At 52.5% G+C, this 23,123-nt stretch carries 26 protein-coding genes; 20 read left to right on the forward strand and 6 right to left on the reverse strand.

Annotated features, from left to right (window positions below; translation table 11 throughout):
• Window positions 1–31: 31 nt before the first annotated feature.
• From LBW89_RS06070 to LBW89_RS06130, 13 genes are all read left to right on the forward strand, one after another.
• Window positions 32–220: a hypothetical protein gene (locus LBW89_RS06070; protein ID WP_148455660.1), complete on the forward strand. Its 189-nt coding sequence runs from the start codon at window positions 32–34 to the stop codon at window positions 218–220.
• Window positions 221–381: 161 nt separating this feature from the next.
• Window positions 382–1,131, forward strand: a complete 750-nt coding sequence (map, locus tag LBW89_RS06075) for a type I methionyl aminopeptidase (protein WP_148455662.1) — start codon at window positions 382–384, stop codon at window positions 1,129–1,131.
• 802 nt (window positions 1,132–1,933) lie between these two features.
• Window positions 1,934–2,992, forward strand: a complete 1,059-nt coding sequence (coxB, locus tag LBW89_RS06080; RefSeq protein WP_148455664.1) for a cytochrome c oxidase subunit II — start codon at window positions 1,934–1,936, stop codon at window positions 2,990–2,992.
• 96 nt (window positions 2,993–3,088) lie between these two features.
• On the forward strand, window positions 3,089–4,939 hold the full coding sequence (gene ctaD, locus LBW89_RS06085) for a cytochrome c oxidase subunit I (protein ID WP_148455954.1): 1,851 nt from the start codon (window positions 3,089–3,091) through the stop codon (window positions 4,937–4,939).
• Entirely contained in the window at window positions 4,936–5,565 is a 630-nt protein-coding gene (locus LBW89_RS06090; protein WP_148455666.1) for a cytochrome (ubi)quinol oxidase subunit III, read from the forward strand. Before ctaD ends, LBW89_RS06090 begins: the two co-directional genes overlap by 4 nt.
• 1 nt (window position 5,566) lies before the next feature.
• Window positions 5,567–5,884, forward strand: a complete 318-nt coding sequence (locus LBW89_RS06095) for a cytochrome C oxidase subunit IV family protein (protein WP_148455668.1) — start codon at window positions 5,567–5,569, stop codon at window positions 5,882–5,884.
• Between the two features lie 108 nt (window positions 5,885–5,992).
• Window positions 5,993–6,904, forward strand: coding sequence for a cytochrome c oxidase assembly factor CtaG (ctaG, locus tag LBW89_RS06100; protein ID WP_148455669.1), 912 nt, complete (start codon window positions 5,993–5,995; stop codon window positions 6,902–6,904).
• Between the two features lie 26 nt (window positions 6,905–6,930).
• The gene (locus LBW89_RS06105; protein WP_148455670.1) at window positions 6,931–7,395 is read left to right on the forward strand and encodes a DUF420 domain-containing protein; all 465 of its coding nucleotides are present in this window, start codon (window positions 6,931–6,933) and stop codon (window positions 7,393–7,395) included.
• A gap of 162 nt (window positions 7,396–7,557) precedes the next feature.
• Window positions 7,558–8,286 carry a hypothetical protein gene (locus LBW89_RS06110; protein ID WP_148455671.1) on the forward strand — a complete coding sequence of 243 codons (729 nt, stop codon included), beginning with the start codon at window positions 7,558–7,560 and terminating at the stop codon, window positions 8,284–8,286.
• 42 nt (window positions 8,287–8,328) lie between these two features.
• The gene (locus LBW89_RS06115; protein ID WP_148455672.1) at window positions 8,329–8,742 is read left to right on the forward strand and encodes a GntR family transcriptional regulator; all 414 of its coding nucleotides are present in this window, start codon (window positions 8,329–8,331) and stop codon (window positions 8,740–8,742) included.
• Window positions 8,739–9,659, forward strand: coding sequence for an ABC transporter ATP-binding protein (locus tag LBW89_RS06120; protein ID WP_225038766.1), 921 nt, complete (start codon window positions 8,739–8,741; stop codon window positions 9,657–9,659). Before LBW89_RS06115 ends, LBW89_RS06120 begins: the two co-directional genes overlap by 4 nt.
• 16 nt (window positions 9,660–9,675) lie before the next feature.
• Entirely contained in the window at window positions 9,676–10,581 is a 906-nt protein-coding gene (locus tag LBW89_RS06125; RefSeq protein ID WP_148455673.1) for an ABC transporter ATP-binding protein, read from the forward strand.
• Window positions 10,574–11,857, forward strand: coding sequence for an ABC transporter permease (locus LBW89_RS06130; RefSeq protein WP_148455674.1), 1,284 nt, complete (start codon window positions 10,574–10,576; stop codon window positions 11,855–11,857). The genes LBW89_RS06125 and LBW89_RS06130 overlap by 8 nt, the downstream gene beginning before the upstream one ends.
• A gap of 33 nt (window positions 11,858–11,890) precedes the next feature.
• On the opposite strand, the gene LBW89_RS06135 is transcribed toward LBW89_RS06130, so the two are convergent.
• Window positions 11,891–12,712, reverse strand: a complete 822-nt coding sequence (locus LBW89_RS06135; protein ID WP_148455676.1) for an alpha/beta fold hydrolase — start codon at window positions 12,710–12,712, stop codon at window positions 11,891–11,893.
• Between the two features lie 138 nt (window positions 12,713–12,850).
• On the opposite strand from LBW89_RS06135, the gene LBW89_RS06140 reads away from it, so the two are divergent.
• The 3 genes from LBW89_RS06140 (at window position 12,851) to LBW89_RS06150 (ending at window position 14,487) form a co-directional block, all read left to right on the forward strand.
• Window positions 12,851–13,183, forward strand: a complete 333-nt coding sequence (locus LBW89_RS06140; protein WP_148455678.1) for an antibiotic biosynthesis monooxygenase family protein — start codon at window positions 12,851–12,853, stop codon at window positions 13,181–13,183.
• A 118-nt stretch (window positions 13,184–13,301) separates the two neighbouring features.
• Complete coding sequence (locus LBW89_RS06145) at window positions 13,302–13,886, forward strand: NAD(P)H-dependent oxidoreductase (RefSeq protein WP_148455680.1); 585 nt, start codon at window positions 13,302–13,304, stop codon at window positions 13,884–13,886.
• A 121-nt stretch (window positions 13,887–14,007) separates the two neighbouring features.
• A complete protein-coding gene (locus LBW89_RS06150; RefSeq protein ID WP_148455682.1) occupies window positions 14,008–14,487 on the forward strand; it encodes a low molecular weight protein-tyrosine-phosphatase in 480 nt (159 codons plus the stop codon).
• An 899-nt stretch (window positions 14,488–15,386) separates the two neighbouring features.
• Here the strand turns inward: LBW89_RS06150 and LBW89_RS06155 are convergent.
• Entirely contained in the window at window positions 15,387–16,577 is a 1,191-nt protein-coding gene (locus LBW89_RS06155) for an IS4 family transposase (protein ID WP_170286984.1), read from the reverse strand.
• Between the two features lie 908 nt (window positions 16,578–17,485).
• On the opposite strand from LBW89_RS06155, the gene LBW89_RS06160 reads away from it, so the two are divergent.
• The 4 genes from LBW89_RS06160 (at window position 17,486) to LBW89_RS06175 (ending at window position 19,753) form a co-directional block, all read left to right on the forward strand.
• A complete protein-coding gene (locus LBW89_RS06160; RefSeq protein ID WP_148455684.1) occupies window positions 17,486–17,746 on the forward strand; it encodes a metal-sensitive transcriptional regulator in 261 nt (86 codons plus the stop codon).
• A 32-nt stretch (window positions 17,747–17,778) separates the two neighbouring features.
• Window positions 17,779–18,090: a rhodanese-like domain-containing protein gene (locus LBW89_RS06165; protein WP_148455958.1), complete on the forward strand. Its 312-nt coding sequence runs from the start codon at window positions 17,779–17,781 to the stop codon at window positions 18,088–18,090.
• 3 nt (window positions 18,091–18,093) lie between these two features.
• Complete coding sequence (locus LBW89_RS06170; RefSeq protein WP_148455686.1) at window positions 18,094–18,453, forward strand: rhodanese-like domain-containing protein; 360 nt, start codon at window positions 18,094–18,096, stop codon at window positions 18,451–18,453.
• Between the two features lie 160 nt (window positions 18,454–18,613).
• Window positions 18,614–19,753, forward strand: a complete 1,140-nt coding sequence (locus LBW89_RS06175; RefSeq protein ID WP_148455960.1) for a phosphodiester glycosidase family protein — start codon at window positions 18,614–18,616, stop codon at window positions 19,751–19,753.
• 74 nt (window positions 19,754–19,827) lie between these two features.
• Here LBW89_RS06175 and LBW89_RS06180 read toward each other — a convergent pair whose 3' ends face one another.
• The 4 genes from LBW89_RS06180 to LBW89_RS06195 form a co-directional block, all read right to left on the reverse strand.
• Window positions 19,828–20,535: an AIM24 family protein gene (locus LBW89_RS06180; RefSeq protein WP_148455689.1), complete on the reverse strand. Its 708-nt coding sequence runs from the start codon at window positions 20,533–20,535 to the stop codon at window positions 19,828–19,830.
• A gap of 50 nt (window positions 20,536–20,585) precedes the next feature.
• Window positions 20,586–21,008, reverse strand: coding sequence for a hypothetical protein (locus tag LBW89_RS06185; protein WP_148455691.1), 423 nt, complete (start codon window positions 21,006–21,008; stop codon window positions 20,586–20,588).
• A 170-nt stretch (window positions 21,009–21,178) separates the two neighbouring features.
• Window positions 21,179–22,033 (reverse strand): DegV family protein, encoded by an 855-nt coding sequence (locus LBW89_RS06190; protein ID WP_306433522.1) that lies wholly within the window; start codon window positions 22,031–22,033, stop codon window positions 21,179–21,181.
• A 137-nt stretch (window positions 22,034–22,170) separates the two neighbouring features.
• On the reverse strand, window positions 22,171–23,076 hold the full coding sequence (locus LBW89_RS06195; RefSeq protein ID WP_148455697.1) for an AraC family transcriptional regulator: 906 nt from the start codon (window positions 23,074–23,076) through the stop codon (window positions 22,171–22,173).
• Between the last annotated feature and the right edge of the window lie 47 nt (window positions 23,077–23,123).

The raw sequence follows: 23,123 nt of genomic DNA on the forward strand, positions 1-23,123 counted from the left end.
GAACTAGAAACGTTCTGGGAGGGAATTTGGTATGGCAACGAAAGGTCACAATGAAGTGAAGGAAAGTTTGCGGGAGATGACCCGGATATTCAAGCCGAAAGACCCGAAGAAGTTCGTAAAGGAATATGTCCGCAAATACCGGATTACTGGCGGTTATGAGGAAGAACTGACCCTTTTGGTAGAGACGGAAATGGGGAAGTTGAATTCGTCGGTTTCCTGAAGTCTGTCGTTCATAAATTTGAACCCAATACCTATAGGCTAATTACCGTCCCGGCCAAAGCCGGGGCGTTTTTTCTTTGTTTTTAACATATAATGAAATACCCAAGAGGTTATGTGTAGTCAGGGACAAACAGCTTAGTGCCGCGAAAGGGGATTCCTAGATTGAAACCAAACTTGAAGTCAAAAGAAGAGGTTGCCCGAATCCGCGAAGCCGGAGCGATATTGGCCGAGTGTCATCGGGAGATCGGCAAGATGATGGCTCCCGGCATCACCACGGCGGAGATCGACGGGTTCGTGGAATCGTTTCTTGCCAAGCGGGGCGCGAAACCGGAACAGAAGGGATATCGAGGCTTCCCTTATGCGACCTGCGCTTCGATTAATGAAGTGGTATGCCACGGGTTTCCGGGGCCGCAGCGGTTAAACGCCGGCGACATCGTCACGATTGATATGGTCGTGAACAAGAACGGATGGCTGGCGGACTCGGCGTGGTCTTACCGCGTTGGGGACGTGAATCCCGAGGCGGACCGGCTGCTGAAAACTACGGAAAAAGCTCTTTATGCCGGCATCGACTCGGCGAAACCCGGGAATCGGATCGGCGACATCGGTTACGCCGTGCAGCGGGTGGCCATGGAGGCCGGCGTCGGCATCGTTAAGCCCTTGATCGGGCACGGCATCGGTCGCCAGATGCACGAACCGCCGGACGTGCCGAATTTCGGCCGCCCCCGCAGCGGCGTGAAGCTGCTTGCCGGCATGGTCATCACGATCGAGCCGATTTTTACGTTGGGCGAAACGGGCGCGGTGCTGTGGGACAACGACGGCTGGACGATTCGTTCGGCGGACGGAAGCCTGGGCGCCCATTACGAGCATACGCTGGCGATCACGGAGGATGGCCCGGTCATTTTGACGATATAAAAAATGGAGGAGAGCGCAAGCTCTCTTTTTTTGGTAAAAAATTTGGCGGCATCTTCTTTGCTCGTTTGAATCGCGGCGGCGGGCAGCGGGTAGTGAACGGCTGGCAGCGAGAACGGAGAGCGGGGGAACGGCGAACGGCGGGCGCTAAGCCATTTCCTGGGCGGATCGGCAAAATAACCGCCTTTTGGGCCGCTATTTCGGGCAAAATCGGCTCCGAGGGGAGAATAGGGGTCAAAAAAGGCCTTATTTTCTTGTTCAGGGCCCAGAAATCGGGTTTTGGCCCGGTATTTCCAAAAATAAGGCCTCCAAAGACCGCTATTTCATGCCGATGAGCCAAATTCGACAAAATAGCGGCCTATTCGGCGGTTATTACCTTCCTAGAAGGGAGAGGATTGGCCTCTTTCTCCGGCAGACGGGGTCACATGTGTCAGACTGTATCCTCTGCACACGATTATCTATAGATTTTTTATAAATATCTAAATAAAGTTCTGGGAAATGTCAAAAATGAAAATAAGGATTTAAAGCGGGAAAACTGACATAACCTAGTAAGGTTCAGGAGAGTTTTCAGAGGGACATGCCAGGTTGAAAACGTTCGCAAATCCACTTATGACGCGCTATTTCGGCTTTTTGAACAATTTGTGAACTCGCCGCCGATCATTGACAAAACAAGGGTTCGATCATATATTTAATAGGTGATTGTTGTAATTGACAGAAGTGCAGTTTCCGTGATAAGACAGGTAGTTTTATGAGTGCTGGATGCCTGTACATAACCGGGAAGAAAACGGAAAAGTGGGGTAGATCAATGATGAAACCGTGGAAGGCTGGAAAGCGGCTCGTACCTCTGTTTGCCGGGCTACCGCTTTTGTTGTCCGCATGCGGCCGCGAGGACTTGTCGGTACTCAGACCACAGGGAACGGTAGCCGAAGGACAATTGGGCTTGATCAAGCTTTCGGTGACGATCATGGTGGCGGTCATGGTAATCGTGTTTGCGATTGCGGCGTACGTGTGGATCAAGTACCGCCGGAGACCGGGGCAAAATGAGGTTCCGAAACAGGTGGAGGGCAACTTTAAGCTGGAAATTATCTGGACGGCTATTCCGCTCGTACTGGTATTGATTCTGGCCGTGGCCACCGTTCAAAAAGTATTTGCGTATGGAGAAGATTATTCAAAAGACAAAGACGCGGTAAAGGTGAAGGTGACATCCCATTTATTCTGGTGGGAGTTCAATTACCCGGATTACGGTATTACGACCGCTCAGGATTTGATCATTCCTACGGGCAAGAAAATCGCGTTGGAGCTGAAAACGGCGGATGTGCTCCACTCGTTCTGGGTGCCTTCGCTGGCCGGGAAAACCGATACCAACACGGACGGTACGGTCAACAAGGCTTGGCTCGAAGCGGACAAGGAAGGCGTTTACCTGGGGAAATGCGCGGAGCTTTGCGGTCCGTCCCACGCCTTTATGGAATTTAAAGTGAAGGCGGTCAGCGACGATTCCTTCAAAAAATGGGTCGATGCCATGAAAGCGCCTGCGGTATTGCCGGAGGATCCGGCCGTGGCCGAGGTCTTCAAGAAGCAGTGCTTGACTTGCCATGCTGTCGGCGACCAGGGGGGACCTAGCGGTCCGAACCTCACCGGCATAGGCGGCAGGGAAAGCGTCGCAAGCATCCTGCTGAATGAAGAAGGCTCGGGGAAACCGGCGAACAGCAAGCCTGTGAAGGACAACTTGGTGGAATGGCTGCAGGACCCGCAAAAGGTGAAGCCGGGCAACAAAATGCCGCAGCCGAAGGAAGATTTGGGCCTGAGCGATGAGGAAATCGACGCGATTGCCCAGTATCTGGCCGATTACAAATTATCGTATTGATCTTTGGTGCCTCTGGCGGCATTGAGGTTATAGGAACTCTAAAGGGGGTACAAAACCTTGGCTCACGCTCACAGTGTCAAGCGGTACAAGGGTTTGATGGACTGGTTGACGACAGTCGACCACAAGAAAATCGCTATCCTGTATTTGATAGCGGGCGGTCTGTTCTTCGGCATCGGCGGGATTGAAGCGCTGCTGATCCGCGTTCAACTGGCCAAACCGATGAATGATTTCGTAACTGCCCAGCAATTTAACGAATTGATTACGATGCACGGAACAACCATGATTTTCCTCGGCGTGATGCCGATTATTTTCGCGCTGATGAACGCGGTCATTCCGCTGCAAATCGGCGCCCGCGACGTGGCGTTTCCGTTTCTGAACTCGCTCGGCTTCTGGACCTTCCTGTTCGGCGGTCTGCTGTTGAACCTGAGCTGGATTATGGGCGGGGCGCCGGATGCCGGATGGACCTCCTATACGCCGCTGTCTTCCACGGATTACAGCACGACGCACGGGGTCGATTTTTACACGATCGGTTTGCAGATCGCCGGCCTTGGTACGCTGATCGGTGGCATTAACTTCCTGGCCACGATCATCACGATGCGCGCGCCGGGGATGTCGTTCATGCGCATGCCGATGTTTACCTGGACCACCTTTGTCACTTCGACGATGATCCTGTTCGCTTTCCCTGCGATCACGGTAGGTCTGGTGCTGCTGTCCTTTGACCGGATTTTGGGCGCGAATTTCTTCAATCCGTCCATGGGCGGGAACCCGGTGCTCTGGCAGCATATCTTCTGGATCTTCGGGCACCCTGAAGTTTATATTTTGATTTTGCCGGCGTTCGGGATTATCTCCGAGGTGGTCAGCACCTTCTCCCGGAAACGGCTGTTCGGTTACAGCTCGATGGTATTCGCGACGATTCTGATCGCCTTCCTCGGCTTCATGGTTTGGGCGCACCATATGTTTACCACGGGAATGGGGCCGGTCGCCAACGCGCTCTTCTCGATTGCGACCATGCTGATCGCCGTTCCGACGGGGATCAAAATCTTCAACTGGCTGTTCACGATGTGGGGCGGGCAAATCCGCTTTACGACGGCCAACCTGTTCGCTTCCGGCTTTATCCCGACCTTTGTAATGGGCGGGGTGACGGGGGTTATGCTGGCCTCTGCTCCGGCGGATTACCAGTATCATGATACTTACTTTGTCGTAGCGCATTTCCACTATGTTATCGTCGGCGGTCTCGTGCTGGGGCTGTTCGCGGGGCTTCATTACTGGTGGCCGAAAATGTTCGGGCGCGTGCTGAACGAAAAGCTCGGCAAGCTCGAATTCTGGACGTTTATCATCGGCTTCCATTTGACCTTCTTCGTGCAGCATTTCCTCGGGCTTCTCGGGATGCAGCGCCGGGTATTCACGTACCTGCCGAACCAAGGTTTTGACCTGTTGAACCTGGTGAGTACGGTCGGGGCCTTCCTGATGGGCGTCGGCGTTATCGTCTTCTTGATCAATGTGGTCATTTCGTTCAAACAGCCGAAAGGCGTTGACGGGGACGTGTGGGAAGACGGACGTACGCTGGAGTGGGCGATTCCTTCGCCGCCGCCGGAGTACAACTTCAAGCAAACTCCGCTTGTGCGCGGCATCGACGCTTTCTGGAAAGAAAAGATGGCCGGCAACAAAGAGATGACGCCTGCCGAACCGGTGGGACCGATCCATATGCCGTCGCCGACCATCCTTCCGTTTGTCATGTCGGTCGGGCTGTTTATCGCAGGGCTTGGCTTTATGTTTACGAAGGACGACTTCGGCAACGGCCTGCTGAATTTCCTGTTCAGCAACTATATCATCACGGGAATCGGCCTGGCCATTACGTTCGGCTCCATGCTGCTTCGCTCGCTCTTCGACGATCACGGCTGGCATATTGAACCGGATGAATTGAACGACAAGGGGGTAAAAGCATGACGACACCTCATGCACAGCAGGTTTCGGGCGAACTTCCCCATGAGCCGGAAAAGGCGACGCTGGAAGGCCGCAACAAAGTACTGGGCTTCTGGCTTTTCCTCGGGGGCGAAGCGGTTTTGTTCGGGACCTTGTTCGCCACCTTCTTGACGCTGCGAAACCAGGTGGCCGACGGTCCGTCCGCCAGTGAACTGTTCAGTTTGCCGATTACGGCGGCGGCTACGTTTATTCTCCTGGTCAGCAGTTTGACGAGTGTTTTCGCGATTCAGGCGATGCACCGGGGGAACCGCAAATCGTTGGCGAATTGGCTGGCGGTAACGGTAGTGCTCGGTCTGGCGTTTCTGGTGCTTGAAATTTACGAGTTTGCGGAGTATATGATCCACGAAGACTACGGGATGACCACCAGCGCATTCAGTTCCGCTTTCTATACGCTGGTCGGCTTTCACGGAGCGCACGTTCTGTTCGGCATTCTATGGATTTCCATTCTGATCGGACAGCTGTTCAAAAAAGGCCTGAACGTCGTGACGGCTCCGAAAGTCTATGTGGCCGCTATGTACTGGCACTTTATCGACGTCGTGTGGGTGTTTATCTTCACCGTAGTTTACCTGCTCGGAAAGGTGGTAGGTTAACATGACCAGTCACGATTCGAACGGAGGAGCGGTGAAGCACCGCCACCGTCAAGAGGGACCGCAGAAGCATATCGTCGCCTTCATCTTCTCGATCATTTTGACGCTGATCGCGTTTGCGGCGGTGGCGGCCGGAGGCGTGAATACCGCCTTTACAGTGCTGCTTCTGCTGGTAATGGCCGTGCTGCAGGTTCTTGTTCAGCTCGGCTACTGGATGCATATGAAGGATAAAGGCCATATGATTCCGATCGTATTTATGGCCGGCGGATTTTTCGTCGCCGGAACGGCGATCATAGCGGCACTATACTGGATGTGGTGGTAAAATACAAAGAGGTGGGCTTGAATTCAAGCCGCCTCTTTCATGTTATTGAAGGGATTGTTTCGTTCACAAAATCGACAGAAAGAACCAGGCGGGAAGGGAGGGTTCAGCGTGCTGGGGTTAGAATATTTTAAATTTGCGGAAGTTTGGAGTCCTGTATTTTTGGCGGTTATGCTGCTCATCACGGCAGGGTATCTTGTATTGACTGGACCGGTCAATGAAAAATGGGGACAACCCGCGGTAACCGCAGGCCGCAAAAGTTTGTTCTTCCTGGGGATGACCGTGTTGTATTTGGCCCAGGGCGGCCCGGTCGAATTGCTCGGCCATATGATGTTCAGCTTTCATATGGTGAGCATGGCGTTATCCTATCTGGTGGCTCCCCCGCTTTTGATGCTCGGCCTTCCCGCCTGGGTATGGCGGTCGGTCGCGTCGTTCCTAGGCCGCGGTCCGCTGCGCCGGCTGGGGTTCTTGACGCATCCGGTGGTGGCGGCGGTGGTGTTTAACGGCCTCTTTTCCATCTACCATCTTCCGGTCGTTCATGACTATGTCATGCTTCACTTTGGCGTTCACCGCTTGTATTATTTTATTTTGTTCCTCGCCTCGGTGCTGATGTGGTGGACGCTCGTCAAACCGCTGCCTGAACAGGCGGGGGCCCACGGGTTGAAGAAGATGGGCTTCATCTTCCTCAACATGGTGCTGCTGACGCCGGCCTGCGGCCTGATTATTTTTGCGCCGGAGCCGCTTTATGCGACCTACAGCGATCCCGAAGTCTGGGCCAAAGCGATGGGATACTGCGTATCGGGAGACCCGGCCATGCTGCTCAGCCGATTCGGAGGGCCGGAATACTTCGGTTATCTCGAACCTCGGGTGGATCAGCAGGTCGGAGGGATATTGATGAAATTCATTCAGGAGATCATCTTTGCCTCGATGCTCGCCTATGTATTTTTTCAATGGTATCGGCAGGAGAATCGTGAGGATAAGGAAGAGATGGGGCCGGAGGATTTCAAGCTGAACCGGGTTTAGATTGACGCGTTGACAGGAGGATTCTCATGGATTTATTCACCTTGTTCCCTACGATCAGTACATCGTTCATTGTGATCAGCGCCGTGCTGGTGGCGATCGGTTGGAATCTGATCATTAAGGGAAAACGGGAAGCGCACAAGAAGACGATGATCGCCGCCGCTGTGGCCGCGTTGCTCTTCTTCATCATCTATATGTCGCGGACCGTATTTATCGGCAATACATCTTGGGGCGGGCCGGATGATTTGAAAATCTACTATCAGATCTTCCTGGTGTTTCACATCGTGCTGGCCACGGTGGCCGCCGTATTCGGGATCACCACGCTGGTTCTGGGCTTCAAGGAGAAATACGCGAAGCACCGGAAATGGGGGCGGACCACTTCCGTGATCTGGTTTTTTACGGCAATCACGGGTGTGGCGGTGTATGTCCTTCTGTATGTGTTGTATCCCGGCGGACATACGAAGCCGGTGTGGGAAGTTATTTTTGGGCTGTAAAGAAACGATGGCGTGAAACCGCCGGAGCAGATTGCTCCGGCGGTTTTTTTGCGCGGTTATAGCGAGTCAAAATAAAAAGACGGGTTGACGTCATCATAAGCACAGTATATAGTGTGTATAAAGATATAAACAGTAAGCACAGTTCAGTTAGGGGGATCCAAGTTGAAAACCTGGAAGGATGCCTGGTTTATTTTTAGGAAAGACCTGCGAGCAGACCGCCTGTATCTGATTTGGAACGTCGTCTTTATGGTATATTCCGGCGTCATGATCAGTTTCCTGTTCCAGTCCGGTGAAAAGGCCGCGGTGGAAAGGCTTCTCACTCCAATGGCTGACTTTATGGCGCTCATGCTGATTCCGATGATCGGCTTTTATTTTTCGCGGCGGTCCTTTAGTTACATTAAAGAGGATTCCTACACGCAGATGCTGCTCTATTACAGAACGCTGCCGATCCCGAGCCGGACGATTATGAGAAGCCGACTCATCCAGCTGGTAACGGCCGTGGTGTTTAACGGGGTCATCTTCTTTACCGCATTGTATACGATGCTTTACTTTATGGGTGAGGAAATCGCGGGCGTCCAGTACATCTCCTTTGCGCTGACCTGGATGGGGTACGCCTTGGCGATGAACGGTCCTTTTATCTTTTTGGAGCTTATGACAAAAGGCCGCACTTATCTGTGGATGACATTTGTCTTCATGTTTGTGGTCGGCATTCTGGCCTTCGTCATTTCCTGGTTTAACGGCAGTTTGCTCGATTTTACATTAAACCAATCCGGACGTTTCGGATTATTGTCTCCGGTGATGTGGGGATGTTTGGCTGGAGGCGCGTTACTTCTCTTCCTATTCAGCAGAATCACGTTTCGGCAATTGGGCAGGAGGGATCTGGCAAGATGATGAACGTCAAAGCTCTGCCCGGAACCGGAGGTGAACCGGAAGGTGTGGATTCCTATTCAGATCAACGAAAATAGCGCCGAACCCCTGTATCACCAAATCGAGACCCAGCTCAGGTCCCTGATCGTCAGCGGGCAGATTGAGGAGGGTACTTTGCTCCCGTCGATCCGCGAGTTTGCCGGCAGTTTAAACTGCAGTGTCATCACCGTCCGGAGGGTGTATCAGGATCTGGAGAACGAGGGGCTGCTTCGTACGAAGCAGGGGACGGGAACGTTTGTGGCCAGCGTCGGGGCCGGGGAACGCGACGCTTACCGGAGGACCGTGGTTCAGGAAGCGGTGGAAGCGGCCGTGGACACCGGGATTTCGGTCCAGTACAAGGAAGATGAGCTGAAGAATTTGTTCTTGCAGATTTTGAAACAGAAATACGGGGACGCGAAAAGCAAGGGGGAATTCAAGTGACGTGGGCTGCGGAGCAAATAAATGCGATTGAAATGAAAGGCGTCGTAAAAGAAGGACGAAGAAAAACGATCGGACCGTTGGATCTCCGCATTCCGCAGGGTTATGTGGTCGCCTTGGTCGGTCCGAACGGGTCCGGGAAGAGCACGATCATGAACCTCATGCTGCAGACGATCCATCCCGATGCGGGGGAGATCTCCTGGTACGGGGGGCCGGCCAATCAGGCACTGCCGCTGGACTTAAAGCAGCGGATCGGGTATGTTCCCGAAAACCCGGCCCTGGAGGAGAACTTTCTGACGGCGAGGGAAGCGGCGGAATTTCGTTCCCACTGGTATCCAACCTGGAATCAGCAGCGTTTTGAAGCTTTGGTGTCCCGCTTCGAAATCCCCTGCGGAGAGCGCTTGAACAGAATGTCCAAAGGAGAACGGCGAAAATTCGAAATCGCTGCGGTGTTGGCGGCCGGCTCCAAACTGCTGCTGCTGGACGAACCGTCGTCGGGTCTCGATCCGTTCGCCTGGAAAGATATGATCGAACAGCTTCGCGCTTGCCTGGATCAGGAGGATGTTACGATCGTCATCTCCACCCATGTCGTGGAGGAAGTGAAGCGCCTCGCCGACTTCATCGTTCTCGTCCATCGAGGGCGGATCTGGGGCATGGCCGAGAAGGACGCCTTGTTCAGCATTTGGAAAGAAGTTTGGGTCCGCGGCGCGGAGCCGGAGGAGCTTGCCGAGGTGCCGGGCGTCCTGAGCTGCGTCCCTGATGGACCGTCCGTTGTCCGCGTCCTGGCCAAGAACGCCGCCGGGCTGGAAACGGAAGAACGGGCAGGCGCGATTCAAATTCTCAAAAGCCGGAGCCTGGAGCTCGATGAAATTTTGGAACTGTGGATTCAGGGGCATCCGCCCGAAGAACTCATTTCATAGGAAAAGAGGGAGTTTCATGTCTAAACCATTGGTATTGGAAAAGGTAGTCAAGCAATTCGGCGATAAAACCGCCGTGAACGAAATATCGCTGCAGGTCGAGGAAGGAGAAATTTACGGGCTGCTCGGGGCCAACGGGGCCGGCAAAACGACGACCATGCGGATGGTGCTGGGTCTGATTTACCCGGACGGGGGGCGGATTCTGTACAACGGGAAGCCTTACGGCTCCGAACTCCAGCATTTGATGGGGTATTTGCCGGAAGAGCGCGGGTTGTACCCCAAGGTCAAGGTCAGCGACCAGATCATATATCTGGCCCGCCTGCGGGGCATGTCCGCTTCCGAAGCCGACAAGAGTCTGAAATATTGGCTGGAACGGTTCGAGGTTCCGGAATACTACGACAAGAAAATCGAGGAGTTGTCCAAAGGGAACCAGCAAAAGATGGGCTTCATCGCCGCCGTCGTTCACAAGCCAAAAATCGTCATTATGGACGAAGCTTTCAGCGGTCTCGACCCGGTTAACGTCGAGCTGCTTAAAGCGACGGTCAAGGAACTGCGGGACAGCGGGACCAGCATCCTGTTCTCGACGCACCGGATGGAGCATGTCGAGGAGTTGTGCCGCAACATCACGATCCTGCACCGCTCCAGAACCGTGCTTCAGGGCAGCTTGCGCGAGATCAAGAAACAGTACCCGAGAGAGGAAGTTCTGCTTCATACCGCTTCGGAAGTTTCGGGGCTGGAAGGGATCGCCGGCGTGACCGGTGTGGAACGCAAGGAACGGGGATATCTGATCCGCATCTCCGATGTGGGAGCGGCCAAAGCCATTTTGCGCACGGCGATGGATCAGAGCGAAGTGGAGCATTTTGAAATCAAAGAACCGACTCTGAATCAAATATTCATTAAAGAAGTGGGTGAATCGCATGAATAAAATGACCACCGTTATCGGGTTTACGTTTCTTAATAAGGTCAAAGCCAAATCGTTTTTGATCACGACGCTGGTGTTGGCGCTGCTAGTGACTATCGGCATGAACGTGCCTTATTTTATCGCCAAATTTACCGGCGGGGACGACGGGCTGGCGTCGATTGGGTTAGCCCGGGGCACGCAACCGGAAATCGTGCAGTCCTTTAAAGCTTACTATGAAAAACAGGAGACGCCGGGGTTCACGCTCGCGGAGTACGAGCAAACGGATGAGGCGGCCTTAAAAAAGGATCTCGAAGCCGGGAAAATTGATGGTTACCTCCAATTCGGCGCAAGTACAGCCGGGGAATTTCCGGGCGTGACCTATGTGTCCAAGAAAGACAGCGTGCCGCAAGACATTCAGGCCTCTTTGCAAGCGGTGCTGCAGAGCGTCAAGGCCGAATATATCACCAAGGGGACGCTCAACGAGGAGCAAATTGCAGCCCTGACGGCTCCGGTTCAGATCGAAGCGCAGAAACAGGCGGCTGCGGGAGAGGCGGGAACGGGGGAAGGCAAGACGGAAAAAGCCGCACTTATTAATTATGTGATCGTGTACGTTTTGGTCATTCTCTTCTTCATGACGATTATGATGACGGGCAATATGATCGCCGCGGAAGTGACGGCGGAAAAGAGTTCGCGCATCATGGAAATTCTGATTACGAGCGTATCGCCGCTAGCGCAAATGTTCGGCAAAATCATCGGCATGTTCCTGATCGGGTTGTTCCAGATCTTCATTTTTGCGGCCGTGATCGCCATTAACGTGGCGCTTCCGCATAACCAGCCGATCCTGTCCGAATTGAATCTGGATCTGTCCCAAATCAGCGTGGAAGTGCTTGTGTTCGGCTTCATTCTGTACATTCTCGGTTATTTCCTGTACGCCACCTTGTTTGCCGCCATCGGTTCGCTCGTTAGCCGTACGGAAGAGTTGGGGCAGGCGATCATGCCGATCACGATGCTGTCGCTGGCCGCTTTTTATATCGGAATCTTCAGCCTTTCCGCCCCCGATTCAACCTTGCTGAAGGTAAGCACGTATATTCCGTTCTTCTCGCCGGTTTCCATGATCGTCCGGATCGGTCTGGGGGATACGCCGATGTGGGAAATCCTCGCTTCGCTGGCCGTACTGCTTGCCGCCATCTTCCTGTTCGGTTGGCTTTCCGCGAAAATTTACCGTACGGGCGTGCTGCTTTACGGCAAACGTCCGACCCTTAAAGAGCTGCAAAAAGCGATGCGGGCTTATAAAATCTAAGGGAAACCTGAAACCTAGATTCCTCAAGAGGATCTAGGTTTTTTCAGGTGATGTAAAATCGTTCAAAAATTGTAGAAACACCTGGTTAAATGCCGAAGGATTATCTTGATTTGAACAATGGCTTGCCTTAGGGATTTCAACTAATGTGCAATAGGGTTCGTTTAATGCCCAGGAGGGAGCAATTTTTTTGATATTCCCTGTATGATCTTTCTCCCCGTAGACAAGGAGGAGTGGCTTGTTAATCTGATAATTCTGTTCGTAGTGCAGGCAAAAAGTGGTCGCCAGGAATATCTTCACAAAATCTTTTTTTCCTATCCGCTTAAATGAATTTCTTAAATACTCTTGTACATGGGGGCTTAATGCACTTGCTTTAACACTTGCATTGACCAATTGCTTCCAAGGAATCAAACGAATCAAAACAGGAGTTATTTTCAAATAACAAGTTTCCAAGCGGGTCAACTTCCTTGTATTGCAGGTACAATCGATCAATACCAGCTTCTCAATTTTATCCGGATAATAAAAGGCAAGTTCTTGTGCGATGTTTCCCCCCATAGATTGGCCGATAAGCGTAGCACGCTGAATACGTTCGGTATTCATGATCTTAACGAGATCTTCCACAATCATTTTAATACTAAAATGCTTCCCCATGGGTCTGGATTGACCGTGCCCCCGCGCATCCCAAAGTAAGATATTAAATTCGTTAGTTACAGACTCTAACTGTTCAGTAAACATTTCATGGTCGGCACCTGCGCCGTGTAAAAAAATGAGCCAGGGGGAATCCCCGCGATTTGAAATCCAGTAGTGAATGTCACAATCCGCATGGGTCAGCACTTTGTTAATGAGTATATCCTTCATAGATAAGATCCTCCATGTTCGTTATTCCATTTAAATGTGATCTCTCTAATTTTAGTTTACATTAAAAAGGGTGGCTTTTTAATGTAGTGACAAATATCAGCGGAACCTGATAGATTAGAGGAAAAACGGAGGATTATCATGAATGAACAAAATCGGCTATCCGAAGTCCCGTATTACGCCGTTATTTTTTCGAGCAAAAGAACGGCCGGCGATCACGGGTATGCGGAAATGGACCAAAAGCTGGACGAGCTGGTGGTGAATCAGCCGGGCTATCTGGGAGCGGAAAGCGTCCGCAACGATGAGGGGAAGGGAATTACCATTTCGTATTGGGCCAGCCTTGAAGATATCAGGAACTGGAAGCAAAACGAACTGCACAAAACGGCCCAGCAGCAGGGGCGGCAGGTTTGGTACGAGAATTACACCGTTCGGATTTGCAAGGTGGAGCGGGAGTATTCGTTCGGCGAGATTTAAAAGAGGATAGACGGGTCCCTAACCGAAACCGGCGGAGATTTGGGGTTATAATCTTGAAAATAGCGCATAATACGGATGATTTTAGGCCGAGGCCATAGCGATTAGGAGGTTGCAAGGCATGAATCATCTCATTGTGTACGCCCACCCCAACGAGGACAGCTTGAACCACAAAATCCTGCAAACGGCGGTGGATGCCCTGAAAGCGGGCGGTCACGAGGTCGTAATCCGCGATCTTTACAAAATGGGCTTCAACCCCGTATTATCCCTGGAGGATACAAAAGCCTTGAAGCAAGGAAACCTGCCGGAGGACATTCGAACGGAGCAAAACCACTTGACCGGGGCGGACGTCATTACTTTGATTTACCCGATTTGGTGGGCGGGTCTTCCCGCGATTCTTAAGGGATATATCGACCGGGTTTTTGCATACAAGTTTGCGTATACTTACAACGGTGAAGGCACGGTGGACAAACTGTTAACGGGAAAAAAAGGGGTGATTATCAGCACCTACGGAACGTCCGAGGACTATTACGAAGCGATCGGCATGGAAGAGGCGCTGAAGCAAACTTCAGGCGAGGGCATCTTTGAATTTTGCGGCGTCGAAGTCGCGGAACAGCTGTTGTTCGGCGGGGTCAACAAGTCCGTAACGGAACAGGAGCGCCGGGAAATGCTTGAACGGGTAAGGAGCCTGTTCAGCTCATTCTAGGATTTTCTTTTCCGGAAAAGGCCGCGAACGAACGCGGCTTTTTCTGTGCCGCGGAACACCCGCACGCAAGGGCTTGTCCGATGGCGGGACTTATAGTACGATCTGACAAGAGGTGAATAACATGAACGAAAACCGCAAAATCGGCGTGCTTTTTGTATGTCTGGGGAATATTTGCCGTTCCCCGATGGCGGAGGCGGTCTTTCGGCATCGGGTCGCTGAAGAGAAGCTTACGGAGCAATTCCTGATCGATTCCGCCGGAACCGGCAACTGGCATATCGGCAAGCCGCCGCACGAGGGAACCCGGGCGATCCTGGATCAATACGGCATCTCCTACGAAGGACTGCTGGCGCGGCAGGTCGGGGTGGAGGATTTTACCCGGTTCGACTATATCGTCGCGATGGACAACCAGAATGAACGCGACCTGAAGGCTTTGGCCCGGCAGGCGAATGCCCAAATCGTCAAGCTGCTCGACCTGGTGCCCGATTCCAAGGTGAGGGAAGTGCCGGACCCTTATTTTACCGGCAATTTTGAGGAAGTCTATGAAATGGTCGTTGAAGGATGCAACGCCCTGCTGGAGAAGATCAAGCGGGAAGCGTTGTAATGTTGTCATTGTATCTGTGGAGCCTGTCCCATCTATGGGGCAGGTTGTTTTTTTAGCATCCGGGTGCCCATCAGACATCGTAGTAGGAGTTTTTAGACACTGCGCCTCGTCGTAGCGGGCTTCATTCTGCATGTCCCCGCCACAATTTCTCTAGGCCCCGCTTTCGCTGCAATAGCGGCCTTTTGGGCCGTTATTCCGGCCCGATTCGCCTCCACCGAGAAAATAGCGGTCAAAAACGATCTTATTTCCCGCCGCGGGGCACTAAAGTTGCATTAACCCAAGGGGGCTAATGGCCGTAACCGCCTCCCTTTGAAGCCGGGCGGGTGGATAACGGCCTTTTGCGGCGCTATTTTGTCGAATTCGGCCCTTTGGTGTGAAATAGAGGTCATTTGGGGCACTCGCGTTGCATTAATTCGAAGGGTCTAATGGCCGTAACCGTCTCCCTTAGAAGCCGGGCGGGTGGATAAGGGCTTTTTGAGGCGTTATTTTGTCGAATTTGGCCCTTCGAGGTGAAATAGAGGTCATTTGGGGCCTTATTTTAGAGAAAGTCGGGCAAAAACCGGATTTTTGAGCTCGCACCAGAGAAATAGGGCCCCTTTTGACCGCTATTCTTCCCGAAAAAGCGAATCTGGGCGAAATAGCGGCCCAAAACGCCGCTATTATGACGGGCGGCAAGAGAGAGTGCGGACAGGCAGCATCATATCAGTTTTAATGCAACGCTAGTGCATTTGGGCACTAGCGTTGCATTAAGTAATTTGATTATGAATAATTCCCCTAAATTTACTTTTAATCAATATTTTTACATTATGTTTTTCTTGGTTAAACAAAAAAAGCTAAGGGGGAAAAGGCCCTACGCATTATCCTTTTTTTTGAAAATTACTATTCCTGTTCATTTGTCATTAGCGTATGATCAGTCTCGGCTCCATTGACTTCTTTGCTTTTTTTGGTGGCCTGCCATTTCGCTTGGTTCGCCCCTTCGAGGTTCGTGTTGGCTTGCGGTAGAGGGCTTTCATCAGATCTTCCCACGGCTTTTCCGCATAGATACGAATCAGTTGAAGAAGATCCCACATCGATTTTTTACAGTCCAGGGTCAACTTGACGAGCAAGCATAAAGCATAGGCGATTAAAGCGATATACATTTGGTTCCAGATGACTTCTGGCGTATATCCATGTGGTTTAACTAATCGAATATGCTGTTTGACCCACTTAAAAAACAACTCGATGTGCCAACGATTTCGGTAAATCTCAGCGATTTGGTGTGCAGACAAGTCAAAACGGTTCGTTACAAGGCGATAAGTACGCTTCTGGTCATCATAAAACTCAATTAGGCGAAAAACCCCAGGCAAGCCCGGAAGCTTCACATCAGCATCACGGATGAAACCCTTCTGTCTTTTGGGCAGTTCCCTTTCCCGGATGATCGTTAGCCGGCTATTTTCCTTGACGCGACATACAAATTTGATCTTGTCCTCTAGCCATTGTTGAAAATGCTCGTACACTTGGTAACCACGATCCATCACATAAGTCGCGTCTTTGTCGACCGTGAATTCAAGAGCCACTTCATGGTCCGCGATATCCTTGGTGGAGGCGATGATTTTACCCGGATACATGGTTTTGGAGTCCACCACGACCAAGGAGGTGTGCATCTTCGCGCCGTGATTGGTTTCTGAACAGTAGCACCATTTTGCGAGAATAGGTGGCAGAGTAACTCCCGTCGAATCTAAGAGATTTAGTTTACCAATACCCGGAGTAATTCCCTTCAAGTTCTTCGTTTGCTGCTTGATTCGTTCCATGATCGAGAAAAAGAGCGTTTGAAGATTTGCCATAGGCAGTTGCTTCATTTTTCGTGATAACTGGGCAGCACTGATACTTTCGAGTTGAAGGAATTTCTGAAAATCGCGATTGGCGGCTAAATGCTCTGCTATCACTTTATAGGAACCGCGCTGGTGCAACTGAGCCTCAATAAACAGAAGAGTCGCAGAACCGACAAAAAATTTCCGGGCACGATAATCCAAAGATGTATTACGAGAAGGGTCCACATTTAATAACTTTAGACATTGACAAATGACAGTTTGATTAGGTACGTTATCCATAGTCATCTCCTTATTGTTGAGGCGTTTTTATGGATAACGCGAGGGTAACTCAACAATAGGAGATGTCTTCTTTTTTGTCTGCGAAATTTAATGCAACGCTAGTGGCATTTGGGGTCTTATTTTTAGGAAAAGCGGGTAAAAACCGGGTTTTTGGACTCGTAGCAGAGAAATAAGGTCCATTTTAGCCGCTATTTTTCCCGAAAAAGCATATCTGGGCGAAATAGCAGCCCAAAATGCCGCTATCATAACGTGCGGTAAGTGAGATTGCGGGGTCGGCAGCACCATGCCAGGTTTAATGCAGCGCCAGTGGCCGTGGGGTCCAGAAATCAAGTTTTGGCCCGCTTTCTCCTGAAATAGGGCCCTAAAAAGCCGCTATTTCCCGGCGTCTAAGCCGAATTCGACAAAATAGGGGTGTAAAAAGCTCTTATCACGATCCACCAACCTAGCTTTCAAAGGGAAAACGGGGCTCCGCCGAATAGGATAAGGTGTTGGACTAGAATTCCTGCAAATCTGCATGTTTTTTTTCTTGTTTGGCACAAGAATTTCAAAATGCCTGCAAATCTGCAGGAATTTTCGACGAAACCGGCTCGTTTCTCTAAAATCGCTAGAAATGCCTTCAGATTTGCATCCTTTTTCGCATACGGGCGTAAATCGGCCTAAATACCTGCAGATATGCATCTTTTAGAGCTGGAAGGGTTGGAAAGTGCGCTAGGCACCCTGATCGCAGAGGCCCCAAACGATTTGGATATCTATGGGCGTGAGAATGTACCCTCAATTCCCCCTACTACGAAGTCTGATGGGGCGCTAGTCCTGTCGCGGGTTGGAAGGAATGCGTTTGACATACGGGGAAGGCTTCACTATTATTATACCCATAGGGGTATGTTCGACCCCGAGATGGAGGGATTCCGATGGAAACTTATTCGGAAGATTTAAAACGGCGCCTGAAGCGGATCGAAGGTCAGGTTCGCGGCGTTCTCCGGCTGATGGACGAAGGGAAGTCCTGCAAGGAAGTCGTCAGTCAATTGTCCGCCGTGCGCAATGCGTCGGATAAAGCGATCGCCCAGATCGTGGCGGACCATCTGCAGCACTGCCTGCTGCAGGAAACCGACGGAATAAGCGCGGATCAACGCGTCAAGGAAGCCGTCGAACTGCTGGTCAAGAGCCGGTAAACGGCGATGAAGATAAGGAGATGAGGATGAAGATGAGTTTCCAAGCGAATAAGGAGATTACGGCCGATGAGCTGGCACAGCGGCTGGAGCGTGGAGAGGATTTGAATATTGTGGACGTGCGCGAGCCCGTCGAATGGGAGGAAGCTCATATCCCCGGCTCCAAGCATATCCCGCTGGGGCAGCTGCCGGAAAGATTCGAGGAACTGGACCGGGAGAAGGAATGGTTCGTCGTCTGCCGCAGCGGAGGCCGCAGCGGACTTGCCTGCGAGCTGCTGACGGAGAAGGGGTATGATGCGGTGAACATGACCGGCGGGCTTTTGGCCTGGAGAAGCGAGCTGGTTTAAGGGATGATGGCCGTAACAGCGATCGTTTTATTGGCTCTGGCGGGCTGGACGGTTTACCGTCTACGGCCCGTAAAGGGGCTTGCTTTTGTGGAGCCCGGCCAGCTCCGCGAATCGGCGAATCTGAAGGGTGAGGCCAAGCTGGTGGATATCCGCGATGCGGTTTATTATGAACAAGGCCATGTTCAGGGCGCGATCAATATTTCCCTTGGACGGCTGCCGTTCGTGTGGAGCAAGGAATTATCGCCGGATGAGCCCGTCATCATCCTATCCTGCAGTTTGTATCAGAGCAAACGCGCGGCCAGGATGCTGAAAAACCGCGGCTTTCGCCAGATTTACGCGGTACGTGGCGGATTTTGCGCTTGATTGGATATGCCGGTTCAAAGCACGGGTTCGGCGTTGAGGCGAATCCGTGCTTTTTTTGATGTATAAATTATTCATGGCGAGTGAAACTTTCTGTCTTCGGCAGACGTTTACTTGGAGAGTAGAAAACAAGGAGTCAGGAGAACAGAGAACTATGCAAACCATGCAGCCTTCATCGCTGCCTAGCCGGTCGTCCGTTCGGCGGGGAAAAGGCACGCCAAAGCGAAAAAGCTCGAAAAAGAAGAAAAAAAGAGGCTTTTTCCGCTTTATCGGCAGATTGATTATGGTCATGATGTTTTTGGGAGCGGTCGCCGGGATCTGGCTGTTTTTTACGCCCTCGGGGAACGATGTCCGCTATTTGATGGCGGATACGCTCATAACGACGCAGCATCGGCATTGGGCCAAATATATTATCGGACAAGCCGAATTGGATAAAAGGGTAGCGGCTTATCAAGAGAAGTTTGAACAGATGGGCGAAGAGAGGGACACCCATACCATTGACCTGCCTTCGGAAAAAAACGAAACCGAGGCTGAGAAGCCGTTGATCGAAACGGAGGAAATTTCGGGCGATGGCTATCACGGTTATGTGCTGACCGTGAACGATCCGACGAAAATTCGGCTCGGGGTTCCGGCCAAACGCGGCCGAGGCGAGAAGGTATCCAGCATGGTTGCCCGAACCGGGGCTCTCGCCGGCGTTAACGGCGGCGGCTTTGCCGACCCGAACTGGAAGGGGAACGGATTCAAGCCGATCGGAGTCGTGATTTCACGGGGCAAGCTGTACTACAACGGCATCGGCTCCAAGGCTTCAACCCAAATCGTCGGAATCGATAAGAAGGGCAAAATGATTGCCGGCAGGTATACCCTTAAAGAGCTCGATGAGCTGGGCATTCAGGAAGCCGTAACGTTCCAGCCGCGGATTATCGTCAACGGCAAGGGACAGATCCGCAGCCAGAAGGACGGCTGGGGAATCGCCCCGCGGACCGCGATGGGACAAAGGGAAGACGGCGCGATCCTCTTCGTCGTCATCGACGGCCGTCAGCCGGGATACAGCATCGGCGCGAGCCTCTACGACGTCCAGAATATACTGCTGGAACGCGGTGCGGTTATCGCGGCCAATTTGGATGGCGGTTCCTCCACGGTGCTGATCTCGAAGGGCGGGGAGATCGTGAACAAGCCATCGTCCCAATACGGAGAGCGTTATCTGCCGACGGCCTTTCTGGTGTTCGACGATCCGGATCAAGCGGACATTCCAAACATTTGGGAGGGGCTGCGGCCGCAGGATATCGATCCGGGCAAAAAATAACGCAGCGTGTTCCGAACAAGAAAAGGCGCCTGTATCCAACCATCTTCGGGTGTTGGGCACAGCGCCTTTTTTGCTTATTTGATAAATACCCCGCCGAACGGGATCGCCTCGCGCAAAAACCGTTTGACGATGCCGTCGTTATTGTCGAGATCGCGCTCGAGTTCCCGGCCTCCGCCGCCGGCCTGAATCAGTACGGTGCCGTGCCCGGTGATTTTCCACTGGTATTTCATATGCTGGCTGGCCAGATGGTTGCCGTAGACGGACAGCTCCAGCTTGGCGTTCTCGGGGTAGGCGATGACGCAGCCGGCCTCTACGTATAACGGTTCCTCCGGCAACAGCGGCAGCTCCAGGACCTGGCCCTGCGTCAGGATGCCGATCTGCCCTTCGCCGGAAAATTTCATTTTGATGGCGTCACGGGTAATCATCATGTTCTTCATGCTCAGCATCCGTGTTTCCATGCGCACGCCATCCGTATAGAAGAACAGATGCTTGAAATCGTAAAGCAGGTCGCTTCCGTCGGACAGGTTAATCGACTTCAGGGTCACGGAAGGGGGCATGGCGGCTACAAATTCGCACGGACCGGCGAGATCAGCACGAATGAACTTTCTCTTTCGGTAGATCCCCTTCATATTCATCAGCCGGTCCGTCCGGCTTCCGGCATGCCCGCGAAACGCGATAATTTGCGCCGGGTGCAGCACGTGGAGCAGTTCGCCCTCCCCGATCCGGAAAGTAACGGCTTGTCCGCCAAAACCGGACGGATCGCTTTCGTACACCAGTTTCATTCCTCAGTTCTCCTCGTCAGCCCAAAGTCTAGTCGCTAACTTTTATCTATTTACCGCCGCAGCAGCAGCCGGATCACCCGCAGCAATAGAAAATAACCGGCAAGCAGAGCGATCCCCGTCAAAATAAGGATGCGGGTCTTCCGTGCGTTGGCCTCGCGTTTCTGCTGGGCTTCGGTCAGAGCCGTCACGGACGCGGCCAGTTCGCGGTTTTGTTCCATCAGAGCCTCATTCTGCTCACGGTAGGATTCCAGGGTCGATTCCGCTTCCGACAGCTTGTCCAGCGTCATTTCATAGTTGGCTTTCAGCTCGTTGACCTCTCCCGGAAGTTCGGACAGCTCTTTAGCTCCCTGGTAGAAATCGCTGAAAATGCCGGCATGCGCGGTGGAGGCCATAGGCAGAAGCGGGCCGAATAGCAGCCCTGCGCCGATCGGCAGGACTAATGCGGTTTTGGTTAAAGCGGAGCGCAGGCGCATCCTTCACCACCTCCGTCGAATACAAGTTCTCTTCAACTATTACGATCCATCCCGTCAAAAAGTTTCCTCACGTATCATTACACGCTGAAGACCGTACATTACACATCCTAAGCAGAAGAAGCCCGTCCCCATTCGGACGAGCCCCCGGAAACCGTTCAAAACCGGTTAGGTTACATACTGTAGCCCGGCCGGCGTAAATACATGATCGCTACGGTGCGGGGACCGCAGTGGCAGGAAATCGCGCAGCCCCCTTCGATAACGGCCACGTCGCGAATGTCGGCTTTTTCGAGCAGGGTCGTCTTGATGTAATCGGCCGCTTTCTCCGCAAGCGTTTGGGCTACGATCACGAGATCCCGGTCAACCTTGTGAATATTTTCCGTAAAATGATGGACCATTCGCTCCACGGCTTTTTCGGTCTTTCCTCTATATTTATCGGCGGAAATGACGAGTCCTTCCTTTATGCGAAGGACGGGGCGGATTTTAAGCAGGCTTCCGATCATATGCTGTACACTGGACACCCGTCCGCCCTTGTGAAGATAATCGAGGCTGTCGACCAGCACTTCAATCTCCACCCGGTCGCGGAGTTCCTCCAGCATGGCCGCGATACCCTCGGCGTTTACTCCAGCCTCCGCCGCTTGGGCGGCTTTCAGCGCCAGGAGGGCGATTCCGCCCGACACATTCAGTGAATCCACGACGATAACGCGGCCTTCCGGCAGTTCCTCCGCGGCGATCAACGCGTTTTGACAGGTTGAAGAGAGCCGGGAAGACATGCTGATAAATACAATCGTATCGCCCTTCTCGATCCAGGGCGAAAAGGCCGCGATAAAATCGGCGGGAGACGGCGCCGACGTCCGGGGCAACTCCCCGGTTTCGTCGACCCGCCGGTAAATATCGGTTGTGGTGATCTCAAGTTTGTCTTTGTAGGCCGTTTCACCGAACACGACATAAAGCGGAACGATCCCGATGCCGTACCGGGTCATCCAGGACTCGGGGATATCGGAGATACTGTCCGCGAATATTTTCACTTGTGTCAACGCATTTCCTCCAATTAGGTATTTATTTGATAAGAACAGGAGCTTTCTTTGATTATAGTGGGCGGCGATGCATAAAGCAAAGAAGTTACCTAGGCCCTAATTATATGGCGGCAATCCGCGCCATATGTTCAGCTTTTGTTATACGCGAAGCGCTGCCGGTATTTGCGTGGCGACATCCCCTCAAAACGCGAAAAGCTTGCCGTAAAATAGGCGGCCTGATTGAAGCCGACCTCCTCCGCGACCCGCTCGACCGGCAAATCCGTTTGCAGCAGAAGCAGCTTCGATTGGTCGATCCGCAGCCGCAGCAAATAAACGGACGGCGAGCAGCCGAACATTTTTTGCATGCAGCGGGCGATGTATACGGGGTGAAAATTAATCGCTTTCCCCAGTTTCTTGGCGGAGAACGGCTCGCGATAATGCTCCCGCAAGTAAGAGGCGGCCCGTTCCGCGCATAGCGATTGCGGGGTAGGACGATCCGACTCCAGCGAAGCTGAGAGAAGCAGGATCACCTCCTGAAACAACGCCTGCTGTTTTAAGCGGACGCTCGGCAAATGGATGTGTCGGTTCATCTCCGTAAGCTCGCTGATGATCTCCGCCATCTTCTGCTGCTGGGCCAGCCTGGTGAACTGCGGCAGGGCCAGCGTGTAGGCGGTAGTCGCAAAGGGATGTAGCGACAAGTAGTCCTGCGGATCGCTTTCGTGGCTTCGTCCTCGGCTGGACCAGTACTCCTCTTCGTCCAGCACCCGCCAGTCGCCGAGGATCTGAAAGTGAAGCCAATGGTGCAGCGACTCTTCCCGGCAGCCCTCGTAAGCGTAATGGTAACTGTCCGGGCGCAGAATCAAGGCGTGACCTTCGGTTATTTCGTATTCCCGCTCCTCCTCGCCGACGTAGAGGCATCCGCGGACGGCGACGAGAAGGTCAAAGGCGCCGATATTTTTGCGGCTGGGATGCTTGCCTCCTACCGGAAGAGCCGATAAGCCGCTGACGATATAATGGGGTAACGGCGGTGCGGTAAACTCGATAATAGGCGGCACGGCACACCTCCAGGCAGTGAAGTTTTCAGGTTTAAATATTGAAAGAT

Origin of the sequence: Paenibacillus sp. alder61 (assembly GCF_020179875.1) — a bacterium.
In the GTDB taxonomy this organism is placed as follows: domain Bacteria; phylum Bacillota; class Bacilli; order Paenibacillales; family Paenibacillaceae; genus Fontibacillus; species Fontibacillus faecis.

Excerpts from the sequence above, each read along its gene's own strand:
- LBW89_RS06070 (WP_148455660.1), top strand. The coding sequence starts at position 32 with ATGGCAACGAAAGGTCACAATGAAGTGAAGGAAAGTTTGCGGGAGATG.
- coxB (WP_148455664.1), top strand. The coding sequence starts at position 1,934 with ATGATGAAACCGTGGAAGGCTGGAAAGCGGCTCGTACCTCTGTTTGCC.
- ctaD (WP_148455954.1), top strand. The coding sequence starts at position 3,089 with ATGGACTGGTTGACGACAGTCGACCACAAGAAAATCGCTATCCTGTAT.
- LBW89_RS06090 (WP_148455666.1), top strand. The coding sequence starts at position 4,936 with ATGACGACACCTCATGCACAGCAGGTTTCGGGCGAACTTCCCCATGAG.
- LBW89_RS06095 (WP_148455668.1), top strand. The coding sequence starts at position 5,567 with ATGACCAGTCACGATTCGAACGGAGGAGCGGTGAAGCACCGCCACCGT.
- LBW89_RS06105 (WP_148455670.1), top strand. The coding sequence starts at position 6,931 with ATGGATTTATTCACCTTGTTCCCTACGATCAGTACATCGTTCATTGTG.
- LBW89_RS06125 (WP_148455673.1), top strand. The coding sequence starts at position 9,676 with ATGTCTAAACCATTGGTATTGGAAAAGGTAGTCAAGCAATTCGGCGAT.
- LBW89_RS06130 (WP_148455674.1), top strand. The coding sequence starts at position 10,574 with ATGAATAAAATGACCACCGTTATCGGGTTTACGTTTCTTAATAAGGTC.
- LBW89_RS06135 (WP_148455676.1), bottom strand. The coding sequence starts at position 12,712 with ATGAAGGATATACTCATTAACAAAGTGCTGACCCATGCGGATTGTGAC.
- LBW89_RS06140 (WP_148455678.1), top strand. The coding sequence starts at position 12,851 with ATGAATGAACAAAATCGGCTATCCGAAGTCCCGTATTACGCCGTTATT.
- LBW89_RS06145 (WP_148455680.1), top strand. The coding sequence starts at position 13,302 with ATGAATCATCTCATTGTGTACGCCCACCCCAACGAGGACAGCTTGAAC.
- LBW89_RS06150 (WP_148455682.1), top strand. The coding sequence starts at position 14,008 with ATGAACGAAAACCGCAAAATCGGCGTGCTTTTTGTATGTCTGGGGAAT.
- LBW89_RS06155 (WP_170286984.1), bottom strand. The coding sequence starts at position 16,577 with ATGGATAACGTACCTAATCAAACTGTCATTTGTCAATGTCTAAAGTTA.
- LBW89_RS06160 (WP_148455684.1), top strand. The coding sequence starts at position 17,486 with ATGGAAACTTATTCGGAAGATTTAAAACGGCGCCTGAAGCGGATCGAA.
- LBW89_RS06165 (WP_148455958.1), top strand. The coding sequence starts at position 17,779 with ATGAGTTTCCAAGCGAATAAGGAGATTACGGCCGATGAGCTGGCACAG.
- LBW89_RS06170 (WP_148455686.1), top strand. The coding sequence starts at position 18,094 with ATGATGGCCGTAACAGCGATCGTTTTATTGGCTCTGGCGGGCTGGACG.
- LBW89_RS06175 (WP_148455960.1), top strand. The coding sequence starts at position 18,614 with ATGCAGCCTTCATCGCTGCCTAGCCGGTCGTCCGTTCGGCGGGGAAAA.
- LBW89_RS06180 (WP_148455689.1), bottom strand. The coding sequence starts at position 20,535 with ATGAAACTGGTGTACGAAAGCGATCCGTCCGGTTTTGGCGGACAAGCC.
- LBW89_RS06185 (WP_148455691.1), bottom strand. The coding sequence starts at position 21,008 with ATGCGCCTGCGCTCCGCTTTAACCAAAACCGCATTAGTCCTGCCGATC.